This is a genomic window from Hydrogenophaga sp. 2FB (genome assembly GCF_005503365.1).
Classification (GTDB): Bacteria; Pseudomonadota; Gammaproteobacteria; order Burkholderiales; family Burkholderiaceae_C; genus Hydrogenophaga.
This window is the reverse complement of the sequence record NZ_SCML01000006.1, coordinates 120,617-132,444: the sequence shown is the minus strand read 5'-3', so window position 1 is coordinate 132,444 and position 11,828 is coordinate 120,617. Positions and strand designations below refer to the sequence as shown.

Sequence of the window (11,828 nt, the reverse complement as noted above, 5' to 3'; positions counted from 1 at the left end):
GTTCTCAGCGCGAGGGCCCCGGCATGGGGCAGGGCCCGTGGCGCTGGCGGAACGCGCGCGGCAACTCCGCCGACGCATCGGCGAACAGCCCTCTGCGCGCCTGCCGGGCCTGTGCTTCTTCTTTTTTGAACGGCCCGATGCTGCGACCCCAGCGGTACGACCACGCCTGGCCTTGAACCACCATCCAGGCGGCGATGTCCTCGTCCTGGTGCCTCAGCTTCACGATGCCGCGACCGTAGTCGTCGTGCCCACGCTCACGCACCTCGATGACCTGGTTCAGCACGCGCCTGGCCAGGACATCGCGCGACGCGGCACCACCGTTCTGGCAGATTTCGGGCGCGTCGATGCCGTTGATGCGCAGCTTGCGGTACCGGCCGCCATCCAGGGGCTTGACCCACAACGTGTCACCATCGAACACGCGGCTGACGCGCGCGGCGTAGACCGTCTCCGCGGGCGGTTCGTCCGCCGCGGCGATGCCCGAAGAGAACACGCCGCCGCACGCGCCCGCCAGCACCAGGATTGCGCCACGAAGGGTGCGGCTGCAGTCGTGCGCCCGCATCACCCTTTCTTGCCGCCCAACACCAGCAACGCCGCGCCGATCACGATCGCGCCGACGCCGGCCCACACCGGCACATTGACGGTTTCCTTCTGCTTCACCGACAGCTCCAGCGGACCCAGCTTCACGGCTTCGGTGTCCTTGGTGTAGCTGAAGCTGCCGTACACGAGGCCGAGCACACCGGCGACGATGAGGACGATACCGACCAATCTGGCTGCGTTCATGGGGATTCTCTCCAATGGCTGCGCTGCCACCGCCCGGCCCGACTGCCGACGGTGCAACGCAGGCAGCCATGATGCACCACTAGCCCAGCGCCAACTGCAAGCGTGCGCGCAGCGCCTCGTATTCGGCCTTGTGGTGGGTCTTGAGGCGGCGCAGTCCGGCTTCCACCATCTGCACCTGGCTCGCCGCGTCTTCGGTCTTGATGCGCTCGATCTCGGCCTGGATGGCCAGCAAGCGCTGGCGCGACGCTCGGCCGGCCTTGGTGCGCGGCGGTGTCTGCGCCGCCATGTCGAGCAGCAACTCGGTGATCAAGCCGAGCTGGCGGCCGTAGGTGGCGACCTCAAAGGCCTTGCGCTCGATCACCGGGTCGCCGGACGCCGTGTCGATACCGTCAAAGAACCATTGCGTGCGGGGTTCGATGCGCTGCGCGACATCGCCGCTGAAGGGCAGCTGCAGCTGCGGCGCCCACAGAAAGAGCCAAGGGAACATGTGCATCCTCCTCCTGAGATCTCGAGCGCAGCTTAGCGCAAGCCTTTCCACCAGCGCTCGTTCTGGCGCGGCTGGCCCACCGTGAGCACCTCGCCAATGGCCGGTGTGGCCAGCGGCAGACCTTCGCGCTCGGCGATGTCGGCCACACGGTTCATGGGTTCGGACCAGGGGTGGAAGCCCAGGTTGAAGGTGCTGTTGTGCACCAGGTACAGCTGCCGCGCCCGCAGGTCCTTGAACGCCTGCACGGTTTCCTCGGGCGACATGTGCACGGAAGGCCAGTAGCTGTCGTAGGCGCCGTTTTCCAGCAGGGCGATGTCGATGCGCCCAGCGCGTTCGCCGATGGTCTTGAAGCCTTCGAAGTAGCCCGAGTCGCCACTGAAGTAGATGCGTTCCTCACCGCTCTGGATGAGCCACGAGGCCCACAGGGTGCTGTTGCGGTCCCACAGCGTGCGGCCGGAGAAATGGTGCGCGGGCGCGGCCGTGAGTTGCACACCAGCGTGACTGCCGCGCTGCCACCAGTCGAACTCCTCCACGCGTTGCGGGTCCACGCCCATCTCTTGCAGCCTCGCGCGCAGCCCCAGCGGGACAAAGTAGCGCTGCACGCGTTCGCGCAGGTAGGCGATGGTGGCCTCGTCAAGGTGGTCGTAGTGGTCGTGCGAAAGAATCAGCCCTTCGATGGGCGGCAGTTCTTCCAGCGACAGGGGTGGCGCGTGGAAGCGCTTCGGGCCGGCCCATTGCACGGGCGAGACGCGCTCGCTGAACACCGGGTCGATCAACCAGAACTGGCCGCGCAACTTGAGCAGGTGCGAGGAATGGCCCAGGCGCACGATGTGGTTGGCCGCCGGGTCCAGCGCGTCGAGCGTGGCGCGATCGATGCGGCGCACGGGAATCGCATCGCGCGGCTCGGCACCCTCCTGGGTTTCGAACAGGAAGCGGCTCCAGATGGTCCAGGTGCCTTGGGTGGGCCGGTCGCTCGGGTCGGGCGGGTTGCGAAACAGGCCGTCGTCACCGCGCTGGGCGGAGGCAGGGCGGTTCGATTCACTGGAGTGCGCCGTGCACCCCGCGAACAGGCCCACGGCGATGGCGAGCAGGCAAACCGAAGCAAGAACGCGCGGGAGCAGGGACATACAAACGCCGGGTGGATGAGACCCGTGCATGGTGCCCGTCCTGCCGGTCGGCGTCGATACCCCGCTGAAGATTTATCGAATCCCGCGGCGTCAGCCCGCGCCCTGCTCGCCCGAGTTCATCACGGCTGTGTAGCGGCGCTGCATTTCGTCGGTGCTGACGTCCTCGATGTGGTGCCCGATCAGCCAGCGGTGGCCAAAAGGATCGCGCACAACCCCTGAACGCTCGCCATAGAACGCGTCCTGCGCGGCGCGCTCCAGCGTGGCGCCGGCGTTCAGGGCCTGTTCGATCATGCGGTCCGCGTTGTCGACGTGCAGGTGGATGGACACGGGCGTGGCGCCGATCGTGGAGGCCGAGCGGATGCCGTATTCCGGGTACTCCTCGCTCAGCATGATGGTCATCGGGCCGAAGGCCATCTCCGCATGGCCGATGCGGCCGCCGGGTTCGGTGAGGCGGAATTTCTCGGTGGCACCGAAAGCGCGTTGGTAGAACGCGATGGCGGCGTTCGCGTCGGACACGCAGAGATAGGCAAAGACTTCTTCGATCTTCATGGGTCACCTCGTGGACAAACGGATGGAGGGAACACACATCTTCCCCACGGATCGTGCCGGGGTATAGAAAAAAATTGACCTCAACCGCCTTTCACGGGCAGGTGGTTCATCTCGGCCCCGCTGCTCTCGCGATAGGCCAGCGGCGTGACCCCGCTGAACGCCAGGAATTCGCGGTTGAAGTGCGACTGGTCGCTGTAGCCCAGGTCCACCGCCACGGCCGCCAGGGACGGGCCCGCGCGCAAGGCCGGCAAGGCGCGCTGAAAACGCTGCACGCGCAGAAACGTCTTCGGCGCCAGGCCCACGCTCTGGCGGAACAGTTCGATGAAACGGCGGTGGCTCACGCCGCCGTGGCGCACCGCAGCGGCCACCGAGGCACCGGCCTGGAATTGCGCCAGCGCGTTGGCCACGGCGGGGTGCAGCCCGTGCACGCGCGGCAGGCGCGCCGCGAGCTCGGCTTCGAGCAGCGCCAGGCGGTCTTCGGGTCGGTGCAGCGCGAGCAAACGGTCGCGCAGATGACATGCGGCCAACCCCCAGAGGTCCTCCAGGGACGTGTGCCGCTCGGCCAGTTCGCCCGCGTTCACGCCGAACAGGCAGGCGGCCGCGCCGGGCCTCAGCACCGCGCCCACGGAGCACGACGGCTCGCGCGACTCCCGCACATAGAAACGCGAACGCATGCCGCCGACCAGCGACGGTGCGACCCGCTGCGCGTTGATGTGCAGCGGGCTGTCGGTCAACCGCAAGACGAGGTGCATCGCGCCACTGGGCAGCGCGTGTTCGCGCCAGGGCGATGTGGTCCCTTCACCGATGACGGAATCGTCGCTCGCCCAGACCTGCGCCACAAAGGGACGCAAGGCGGGCGAAGGCAAGCGCAGGAGCGACATGGTGACGCTGGTTGTACCCCATCGCCACCGCGCGCTCAAGGCGCGTGCATCAGGCGGCGCTGAGCACGCCGTCGAGCCGGCGCAGGCCCGCGACGGTCTGCAGGCAGGCCTGCGCCGCCTCGGTGCCTTTCACGGCGAAATGGCGCAGGAAGTATTTGCGGTGTTCGGCGTGTTCGTGGAAGTGGTGCGGCGTGAGCACGGCCGAGATCATCGGCACGCCGGTGTCCAGCTGCACGTCCATAAGCGCCTGCACCACCGTTTGCGACACGAAGTCGTGGCGGTAGATGCCGCCGTCCACGACGAGCGCGCTGCCCACGACCGCGGCGTAGCGGCCCGAGCGCGCCAGGCGCTGCGCGTGCAGGGGGATCTCGAACGCGCCGGGCACGTCGAACACGTCGATGCTGTCGGCGCCGAAGCCGGCGAGCGCCATTTCGGCGAAGAAGGCATCGCGCGCCTGGTGCACGATGTCGGCGTGCCACGACGCTTCGACGAACGCGAAGCGCAGGGTGGCGGGGAGGTGGAGGTGCTGGGAAGACTCGGTCTGATTCATGGTGTCCTCAGAAAAAGGAGGGGCCAACAAATCAGGGCGCACAAGCGCACGCGCCACCGACACGCCAGGGGCGCACGGGAGTGCATGGCTCGCGCTCTCTTTCATCCGGACTGTGACCGTCGGTCCCGGGATCTCACCGGGTCTGCTGACCCCATGCGCCGACATGGCCGGCGCGTGGGCGCTCGCGGGACTTGTGCGGTCGTGTCGCCACGCCGCCATCACCGCCGGTGGGGAATTGCACCCCGCCCTGAGAACGCTTGTGTCCGGCACGAAACCGGAACCAGCGCATTCTAGGCAGTGCCGGGTTCCCACGCTGTCGCGCGGGTTGATGTCCCTTCACGCCGTGACGATCCAGCCTTCGAGCGGATCGAACTCGGGCAGGCCCCAGCGCGGCTGGCCGGCCCGGTGCCGCTGCTCGGCCCAGGCCGCCTGCAGCAGGCACAGCACGGCGTCCAGGCTGTCGCCGCTGGGGTCGTCGGCCAGTGTGTCGCGCTGGGCATGTGTGAGCCGCAGGCGCAGGCCCACGGCCTGCAGGATGGGTGCCTGGCCGTTTTCCACTGCGTTGATGAGGGTCTTGCGCGCGATCAGCCGATCGGCCGTCTGTCTGGCCTTGTCGTCGCTCTTGTACGAAACCGTGCCGAGCACGCTGCGCGCGAGCAGGCCCGGGTAGGCCTCCAGACCCACACGGGTGCCGTCGCCCTCGAACAGGCCGGGCAGTGTGACACCCGCGGCGATCAGGCGCGGCACACCGGCATGCAGCATGAAGGCCACGGGCGGGTTGACCCACTTCATGCTCGGGCTGGAGCCGGCCGGGCCGTCGGTGGCGCGGTGGGCGAACTTGCCACCGACCGGGCGCGCATCGCAAAAGGCGGCGAAGCTGTCGCGAATGGACTCGCGCGACAGCGCCGCGTAGTGCGCCATGCAGGCGGCCCATTCGGTGGGCCAGCCCAGTTGGGTGACCAGTTCGCGCGGCAGGCCGAACGGCAGGTCGAAGCCGCCCACCCAATGGCCGGGCGCGGCCATGCGCTGGCTCCAGGCGTCGAGCGTCTCGAAGCGTTCCACCGCGTTGAGCACCACACGCCCCCGGTCCGCATGCCCCATTGCGAGGGTGATCGGCTTGCGTCGGCTGGGCGCGCTGGTGAAGTCGCAGCCCAGCAGGGTGAGGGCGGTGGAGCCGCTCATCCCAGTGCCAGCGCCGTCACACCCGCCGCGATGCACAGCGCGCCGAGGATGCGCGCGAAGCGATCGCCCTCGCCGAGCAGGTGGCCGCCGATCAGCGCGGCGAACAGCATCGACACCTCGCGCGCGGGCGCCACGTGCGACAGCGGGGCCTCGCGCATGGCGTACAGCACCAGCACGTAGGCCACGGGGCTGACCACCGCCACCAGCAAGGCATAGCGCCATTGTGTGCGCCAGAGTTGGCGGGCGGTGGGCAAGTCGCGCAGCACGCTGGGCGCGAGCAGGCCCACGCGCACGAAGTTGCCCATGTAGTCGATCAGGATCGGGGACATCAGCAGGATCTTGACGGCGTAACCGTCGACCACCGTGTAGGCCGCGATGAAGACGCCCGTGGTCACGCCGTAGACCATGCCCTTGTGCACGCGCTTGCGCGCCTTGGGGTCGTGCGCGGCGCGCAGCAAACCGGGGCCCCCGGCGATGAGAAAGACCCCACCCACCACGCCCACGATGCCCAAGGCACCCAGGGCCGAGATGCGCTCACCCAGGAACACGATGGCGATCAACGAGGACAACAGCGGCCCCGAGCCCCGCGCCAATGGGTAGACCACGGTGAGGTCGGCCTTGCGGTAGCCGCGCAGCAGGATGACGTAGTAGATGACGTGCAGCACGCCGCTGGCGACCACGAAACCCCACTCGGTCGCGCCCCAGCGCGGCACCTCTTCGCGCCCGAGCCACCAGCCCAGCGGCGCCCAGAACAGCATCATGAGAAAGGACGTGAAGAAGGCGAAGCGCGCGTCGCCCGCGGCCTTCTTGGCGGCGATGTTCCAGCAGGCGTGGATCAGGCCGGCGAGAACGATGAGACTGAACGCGGTCAGGGACATGGTGGCAAAAAAATGGCAAAAGCCGCAGCGCCCGACGGGCTGGCTGCGGCTTCACGGCCCACAGGGAAATTCAGGCGCGGCCGATGATGCTGGCGGTGGCCATCAGTTCTTCAAGCAGCGCCAGTGAAACACGGCCCGATACCGCATACGGATCGAACTCGGGCCGCTCGGAATACTTGAGCACGATCGAGGTGTTGATCTTCGACAGATTCGCCTGCCCCATCGTCCAGCCACCGAAGCGGCGTTCGGTGATTTCTTCGTATTCCAGCAGTTCCACTTCGGTGTGTCGCGGGTCGGCCACGATGTGGTTGTAGAGCTTGTTGACGGCGCCGCGTCCGCCTTCGATGGCCTGCAGGAACACGCCGCCACCGTAGCAGAGCACACCGGTGATGCCGTTGCCCATGTTGTGCAGGCGCGAGGCCTCCAGGATGGAGTCGATCGCCTTGGAGCAGTCCTTGTCGACTGCGCGGCTGACGTAGAGCAGGCGTACCAGCATGATGGGCCTCAGGATTGACGGGGGATGAGCGAGAGGAATTCGCGCCGCAGGTTGGGGTCTTTGAGGAACACGCCGCGCATGACCGAGTTGATCATCTTGCTGTTCATGTCCTTCACGCCGCGCCAGGCCATGCAGTAGTGGCTGGCTTCCATGACCACGGCCAGGCCGTCGGGCTGCGTCTTTTCCTGGATCAGGTCGGCCAGCTGCACCACGGCCTCTTCCTGGATCTGCGGGCGGCCCATGATCCATTCGGCCAGGCGCGCGTACTTGGACAGGCCGATCACGTTGGTGTGCTCGTTGGGCATCACGCCGATCCAGAGCTTGCCGATGACCGGGCAGAAGTGGTGGCTGCAGGCGCTGCGCACGGTGATCGGGCCGACGATCATCAGCTCGTTCAAGTGTTCGGCGTTGGGGAACTCGGTGATGCTCGGGCCCTTGACGTAGCGGCCATTGAACACTTCCTTGATGTACATCTTGGCCACGCGGCGCGCGGTGTCGCCGGTGTTGTGGTCGTTCTCGGTGTCGATGACCATGGCGTCGAGCACGCCCTGCATCTTGTCGGCCACCTCGTCGAGCAGCTGCTCCAGCTCGCCGGGCTGGATGAACTCGGCGATGTTGTCGTTGGAGTGGAAACGCTGGCGCGCGGCCTTCACACGCTCTCGGATCTTGACCGACACGGGCACGCCGATGTCGTCGTCGGGGGGGGCGGCGGATGTCATGTCGGATGCGGTTTTCGTCAGCATTGGGGCATGCTAACACCGGACCTCCCGGGCGTACGCCCCCTGGGGCTTTCTCAGCCGCCGAGCAATTGTTCCAGATCTTGCAGGGTATTGGCCTCGTGCAAGGGCTTGTCGTAGCGAATGCGCTGCATGCGCGGGAAGCGCAGCGCCACGCCGCTTTTGTGACGCGTACTGCGCGCGATGCCCTCGAAGGCCAGTTCGAACACCAGCGTGGGCCGCACGCTGCGCACCGGGCCGAACTTCTCCAGTGTGTCCTTGCGGATCACCGCATCGACCGCCTTGAACTGTTCGTCCGTGAGGCCGGAATAGGCCTTGGTGAAGGCCACGAGCTGCAGGCCGTCCGGGTCGGCCGGGCGGCGCTGCGCGATGGCCTCGACCACCGCCTGCGCTTCGGCCGCGTTCTTCGGCGGGCGGTTCCAGACCGCGAAGGTGTAGTCGGTGTAGACCGAGGCGCGGCGGCCATGGCCAGCCTGGGCGTAGATCAGCACGCCGTCGATCGAGAGCGGGTCGATCTTCCACTTCCACCACGCGAGCGGCGCGGACCCGTCGCCGCGCTTCTGCCGGCCGGTGCCGTAGTGGCTGTCGCGGTGCTTGAGCATCAGGCCTTCGACGCCGAGGGCGCGGGCCTGCGCGCGCCAGCTGGCCAGCGTGTTCCAGTCGTCGCCCGGCAACAGGGGTGAGCGCCACAGACGTGGCCCGGGCGTCTCGTGGAGTGTGGCGGCCAGGGCTTCGAGCCGTGCGCGGCGCTCGTGTTGCGGTGTGTGGCGCAGGTCCTCGTAGCCGGCTTCCACCAGGTCGTAGGCCATGAAGCTCACGGGCGCGTCGGCCAGCACCTTGGGGCCGAGCGTCTTGCGGCCGATGCGTTGCTGCAGCAAGGCGAAGGGCGCGGGGCCACCCTGGCGGTCGCAGCCGGGCAAGGAAGGTGCGGTGTCGTCCCACACCAGGATCTCGCCATCCACCACCGTGCCATCGGGCCAGCGCTGCGCCAGCGCCTGCAGCTCGGGAAAGCGCTCGCTCATGAGCTCTTCGCCACGCGACCACACCCACACCTGGCCCGCGCGCTTGACGATCTGGCCGCGGATGCCGTCGAACTTCCACTCGGCAAGCCAGCCGCTGGCCGGGCCCAGGCGTGCCTGCATGGTGTCGGCCGTGCCCGCGCTCGCGAGTTCCATGGCCAACAGATCGTCACCGGGCTCGGCACCCAGTGCGCTGGCCAGGAAGAACGGATAGGGCTGGCTCGGGTCGCCTTGTTCGGCGTTCCCGGTGCCAGCCGGTGCGACAAGGGCGCGGTACAGCCCGGCGGTGGGCGCGCGCTTGCTGTCGGTGTAGCCCATCATGCGGGCAGCGATCTGCTTCGCGTCGATGCCGGCGTGCGCGGCCAGCGCACGCTGCACCAGCAGCTTGCTCACGCCCACGCGAAAGCCGCCGCCCACCAGCTTGACGAGCAGGAAGCGCCCGGTGGCATCGAGCTCGCGCCACCAGCCGCCCAGGGCTTGCGCCACGGCTTCGTCGCTCTGGCCACGCAGGGGCAGCAGGCGCTCTTCCATCCATTCGCTCAGCCGGGTCTGCAGGCCCGCACCATCGCTGGGCGTGGGCAGCACGAGCGCGATGGTTTCGGCGAGGTCGCCGACCGCCTGGTAGCTGGCCTCGAACAGCCAGTCGGGCAGGCCCGAGTCGGCCAGCGCCTGGGCGCGCAATTGCGCGGTCTTGATCAGCTGGCGCGGCTTGCCACCGGCGAGGAAGTACACCGCCCAGGCCGCGTCGGCGTCGTCCACCTCGGCCAGGTAGCGGCGCAGCGCGGCGACCTTGGCGTTGGTGGCGGTGGTCGCGTCGAGTTCGTCGAACAGGGCCGCGAAGCGCTTCATGCGCCCTCCTCTGCCTCGTCGCCGTATTCGGTGTCGAAGCTCTCGGCCTGCAGGCCTTGTTCCTGCAGGTAGCGCACCAGCACCGGAATGCTCCCGTGCGTGACGATGATGCGTTGGGCGCCGCTGGACTCGATGGCGCCGAGCAGACCGGGCCAGTCGGCGTGGTCGCTGAGCACGAAGCCACGGTCGTGCCCGCCGCGCCTTCGCCAGCCGCGCACCTGCATCCAGCCGCTGGCGAAGGCGTCGGAGATGTCGCCGAAGCGTTTGATCCATGGCGTGCCCAATGCGGAGCCCGGGCACAGCACCAGCGCTCGGCGCAAGGTGGTCGGATCGCCGAACTCGCTCCCCTGCAGCGTCTCGGGCAGGTCGACGCCCGCGGCCCGGTACGCGCGGTTCAGCGGCTCGACCGAGCCGTGGCACACGATGGGGCCGATGGACGCGTCCACCCCTGCCAGGATGCGCTGCGCCTTGCCCAGGCTGTAGCAGGTGAGCACGCTGGCGCGGCCGGTCTCGGCGTTGTCGTGCCACCAACGGTTGATCTCGCCAAACAGTTCGGCATCGGATCGCCAGCGGTAGATCGGCAGGCCGAAGGTCGATTCGGTGATGAAAACCTCGCAGCGCACCGGCTCGAAGGGTGCGCAGGTGCGGTCGGGCATGGCCCCGGCGGGGGTGGTGCGGTAGTCGCCGCTGGCCACCCACACGCGCCCCTGGTGCTCCACGCGCACCTGGGCCGAGCCCAGCACATGCCCGGCCGGGTGCAGCGAGATGCGCACGCCCTGGTGCTCCACCGTTTCGCCATAGGCCAGGCCTTGCAGCGCGATGCCGTCGCCCAGTCGTGCGCGCAGCAAACCCTCGGACACCGCCGTCGCCAGGTAATGGCCATGACCGGTGCGCGCATGGTCCGAGTGCGCGTGCGTGATGACGGCGCGCTCCACGCGGCGCCAGGGATCAATGTAGAAATCACCGGGCGGGCAGTACAGCCCTTCAGGCCGCTGCACGATCAGGTCGTCGGACATGGCGTCAATAACGATGGCCCGTCACGAACAACGTGCCGCGCATGATTGCGAACGCGATGCGGTCCAGGCAGCGCTGCGCCCACGGACGCCGGCCGATCACCTGCGCATCCACGAGATGGCTGGCGTGCAGCACGAGATCGTCGAGGCAGCTGTGCAGCAGGCGGCAGAAGCGCCGGTCGGTGGTCATCACGTTGGCCTCGCGCGCGAGCAACATCGACAACGGGTCCAGGTTGGTGGAACCCACGGTGCACCAGCGCTGGTCCACCACGGCCACCTTGGCGTGCAGCGCGCTGGGCGCGTACTCATGGATCTCGATGCCGGCGTCCACCAGCCGCTGGTACACCGGGCGCGCCGCGCGGTACTGCAGGAAGTGTTCGTACCGGCCTTGCAGCAGCAGGCGCACGCGCACGCCGCGCTCGGCCGCCAGCGTGAGCGCGCGGCGCAGCTTGCGCCCGGGAATGAAGTACGCGTTGGCGATCACGATCTCGTGGCGCGATTCGCCAATGGCTTTGAGGTAGGCGCGCTCGATGTCGTGCCGGTGCGTCACGTTGTCGCGCAGCAGCAGCGTGGCGCGCGCGCCGTCCACGCCCAGCGGCAACGGCGAAGTCTCTTCCTCGGTGCCCGCGGTATCGAGCGACGCATGCCTCTCGATCTGCTGCAGCAGGCGCGTGAAGTCGCCCACCGGGCGCGAGGCCCGCAACGCGTCCCACGCGGCCTTGAATTCGCGCTGGCGCGCGCGGCGCGCGGCCAGCGTGCGCCACCAGAGCGTTTCCATGGTGTCGACCATGTCGTCCACCAGCGGGCCGGCCACACGCAGCGCGAAATCAAGCCGGGGCGCGGTGAGCCGGCCGAGCGCCACGTCGTCCTGGTCGTCGATGACGTTGATGCCACCGCAAAAGCCCAGCACACCATCGATCACGCACAGCTTGCGGTGCAGCCGGCGCCAGTTGCGCGGCAGCAGCAGCCCCAGCCGGCCCAGCGGCGCGTAGATGCGCATGGTCACACCGGCATCGGCAAACCGCCGCGTCCACTCGTCGGGTACATAAGGCGTGCCCACGCCGTCGATGAGCAAGCGCACCACCACGCCGCGCCGCGCCGAGCGCTCCAGCGCCTCGGCCACGCACAGCGCCGAGCCGGCGAATTCGAAGATGTAGGTTTCCAGGTGCACCACGGTGCGCGCGGCGTCCATAGCATCCACCAGGGCGGGGAAAAATTCCGCGCCGCCGTTGAGCAACAGGAGCTGGTGGCCCGGCCGCATGGGCGGGTGGCGCGCGCTT

Annotated in this window: 14 protein-coding genes and 1 riboswitch; all 14 genes read right to left on the bottom strand. The window is 68.4% G+C overall.

The window, feature by feature from the left end; all coding sequences use genetic code 11:
* Positions 1 to 4: 4 nt before the first annotated feature.
* On the bottom strand, positions 5 to 559 hold the full coding sequence (locus tag FFS09_RS05740; protein WP_137917899.1) for a thermonuclease family protein: 555 nt from the start codon (positions 557 to 559) through the stop codon (positions 5 to 7).
* Complete coding sequence (locus FFS09_RS05735; protein ID WP_137917898.1) at positions 559 to 780, bottom strand: hypothetical protein; 222 nt, start codon at positions 778 to 780, stop codon at positions 559 to 561. The genes FFS09_RS05740 and FFS09_RS05735 overlap by 1 nt, the downstream gene beginning before the upstream one ends.
* A 79-nt stretch (positions 781 to 859) precedes the next feature.
* Positions 860 to 1,267, bottom strand: a complete 408-nt coding sequence (locus FFS09_RS05730) for a hypothetical protein (RefSeq protein WP_137917897.1) — start codon at positions 1,265 to 1,267, stop codon at positions 860 to 862.
* A gap of 32 nt (positions 1,268 to 1,299) precedes the next feature.
* Positions 1,300 to 2,394 (bottom strand): MBL fold metallo-hydrolase, encoded by a 1,095-nt coding sequence (locus FFS09_RS05725; RefSeq protein WP_137917896.1) that lies wholly within the window; start codon positions 2,392 to 2,394, stop codon positions 1,300 to 1,302.
* 90 nt (positions 2,395 to 2,484) lie between these two features.
* Complete coding sequence (locus FFS09_RS05720; protein ID WP_137917895.1) at positions 2,485 to 2,943, bottom strand: VOC family protein; 459 nt, start codon at positions 2,941 to 2,943, stop codon at positions 2,485 to 2,487.
* Between the two features lie 80 nt (positions 2,944 to 3,023).
* Complete coding sequence (locus tag FFS09_RS05715) at positions 3,024 to 3,824, bottom strand: helix-turn-helix domain-containing protein (RefSeq protein ID WP_137917894.1); 801 nt, start codon at positions 3,822 to 3,824, stop codon at positions 3,024 to 3,026.
* A 49-nt stretch (positions 3,825 to 3,873) separates the two neighbouring features.
* A complete protein-coding gene (locus FFS09_RS05710; protein ID WP_137917893.1) occupies positions 3,874 to 4,374 on the bottom strand; it encodes a 6,7-dimethyl-8-ribityllumazine synthase in 501 nt (166 codons plus the stop codon).
* An 89-nt stretch (positions 4,375 to 4,463) separates the two neighbouring features.
* Positions 4,464 to 4,633, bottom strand: a riboswitch (FMN riboswitch).
* Positions 4,634 to 4,710: 77 nt separating this feature from the next.
* Positions 4,711 to 5,556, bottom strand: a complete 846-nt coding sequence (locus tag FFS09_RS05705) for a DUF429 domain-containing protein (protein WP_137917892.1) — start codon at positions 5,554 to 5,556, stop codon at positions 4,711 to 4,713.
* Positions 5,553 to 6,434: an EamA family transporter gene (locus tag FFS09_RS05700; RefSeq protein ID WP_137917891.1), complete on the bottom strand. Its 882-nt coding sequence runs from the start codon at positions 6,432 to 6,434 to the stop codon at positions 5,553 to 5,555. Before FFS09_RS05700 ends, FFS09_RS05705 begins: the two co-directional genes overlap by 4 nt.
* 70 nt (positions 6,435 to 6,504) lie before the next feature.
* Complete coding sequence (locus FFS09_RS05695) at positions 6,505 to 6,930, bottom strand: BLUF domain-containing protein (protein WP_137917890.1); 426 nt, start codon at positions 6,928 to 6,930, stop codon at positions 6,505 to 6,507.
* An 8-nt stretch (positions 6,931 to 6,938) separates the two neighbouring features.
* Complete coding sequence (folE, locus tag FFS09_RS05690; protein WP_252374249.1) at positions 6,939 to 7,649, bottom strand: GTP cyclohydrolase I; 711 nt, start codon at positions 7,647 to 7,649, stop codon at positions 6,939 to 6,941.
* Between the two features lie 74 nt (positions 7,650 to 7,723).
* Positions 7,724 to 9,535 (bottom strand): ATP-dependent DNA ligase, encoded by a 1,812-nt coding sequence (locus FFS09_RS05685; RefSeq protein ID WP_137917888.1) that lies wholly within the window; start codon positions 9,533 to 9,535, stop codon positions 7,724 to 7,726.
* On the bottom strand, positions 9,532 to 10,551 hold the full coding sequence (locus FFS09_RS05680; protein ID WP_137917887.1) for a ligase-associated DNA damage response exonuclease: 1,020 nt from the start codon (positions 10,549 to 10,551) through the stop codon (positions 9,532 to 9,534). Before FFS09_RS05680 ends, FFS09_RS05685 begins: the two co-directional genes overlap by 4 nt.
* Positions 10,552 to 10,555: 4 nt before the next feature.
* Positions 10,556 to 11,809 (bottom strand): cardiolipin synthase ClsB, encoded by a 1,254-nt coding sequence (clsB, locus tag FFS09_RS05675; RefSeq protein WP_137917886.1) that lies wholly within the window; start codon positions 11,807 to 11,809, stop codon positions 10,556 to 10,558.
* Positions 11,810 to 11,828 lie beyond the last annotated feature (19 nt).

What these genes read in the sequence shown, in the direction of transcription:
- FFS09_RS05740 (WP_137917899.1), bottom strand. Translation starts at nt 559, where the DNA reads ATGCGGGCGCACGACTGCAGCCGCACCCTTCGTGGCGCAATCCTGGTG.
- FFS09_RS05735 (WP_137917898.1), bottom strand. Translation starts at nt 780, where the DNA reads ATGAACGCAGCCAGATTGGTCGGTATCGTCCTCATCGTCGCCGGTGTG.
- FFS09_RS05730 (WP_137917897.1), bottom strand. Translation starts at nt 1,267, where the DNA reads ATGTTCCCTTGGCTCTTTCTGTGGGCGCCGCAGCTGCAGCTGCCCTTC.
- FFS09_RS05725 (WP_137917896.1), bottom strand. Translation starts at nt 2,394, where the DNA reads ATGTCCCTGCTCCCGCGCGTTCTTGCTTCGGTTTGCCTGCTCGCCATC.
- FFS09_RS05720 (WP_137917895.1), bottom strand. Translation starts at nt 2,943, where the DNA reads ATGAAGATCGAAGAAGTCTTTGCCTATCTCTGCGTGTCCGACGCGAAC.
- FFS09_RS05715 (WP_137917894.1), bottom strand. Translation starts at nt 3,824, where the DNA reads ATGTCGCTCCTGCGCTTGCCTTCGCCCGCCTTGCGTCCCTTTGTGGCG.
- FFS09_RS05710 (WP_137917893.1), bottom strand. Translation starts at nt 4,374, where the DNA reads ATGAATCAGACCGAGTCTTCCCAGCACCTCCACCTCCCCGCCACCCTG.
- FFS09_RS05705 (WP_137917892.1), bottom strand. Translation starts at nt 5,556, where the DNA reads ATGAGCGGCTCCACCGCCCTCACCCTGCTGGGCTGCGACTTCACCAGC.
- FFS09_RS05700 (WP_137917891.1), bottom strand. Translation starts at nt 6,434, where the DNA reads ATGTCCCTGACCGCGTTCAGTCTCATCGTTCTCGCCGGCCTGATCCAC.
- FFS09_RS05695 (WP_137917890.1), bottom strand. Translation starts at nt 6,930, where the DNA reads ATGCTGGTACGCCTGCTCTACGTCAGCCGCGCAGTCGACAAGGACTGC.
- folE (WP_252374249.1), bottom strand. Translation starts at nt 7,649, where the DNA reads ATGACATCCGCCGCCCCCCCCGACGACGACATCGGCGTGCCCGTGTCG.
- FFS09_RS05685 (WP_137917888.1), bottom strand. Translation starts at nt 9,535, where the DNA reads ATGAAGCGCTTCGCGGCCCTGTTCGACGAACTCGACGCGACCACCGCC.
- FFS09_RS05680 (WP_137917887.1), bottom strand. Translation starts at nt 10,551, where the DNA reads ATGTCCGACGACCTGATCGTGCAGCGGCCTGAAGGGCTGTACTGCCCG.
- clsB (WP_137917886.1), bottom strand. Translation starts at nt 11,809, where the DNA reads ATGCGGCCGGGCCACCAGCTCCTGTTGCTCAACGGCGGCGCGGAATTT.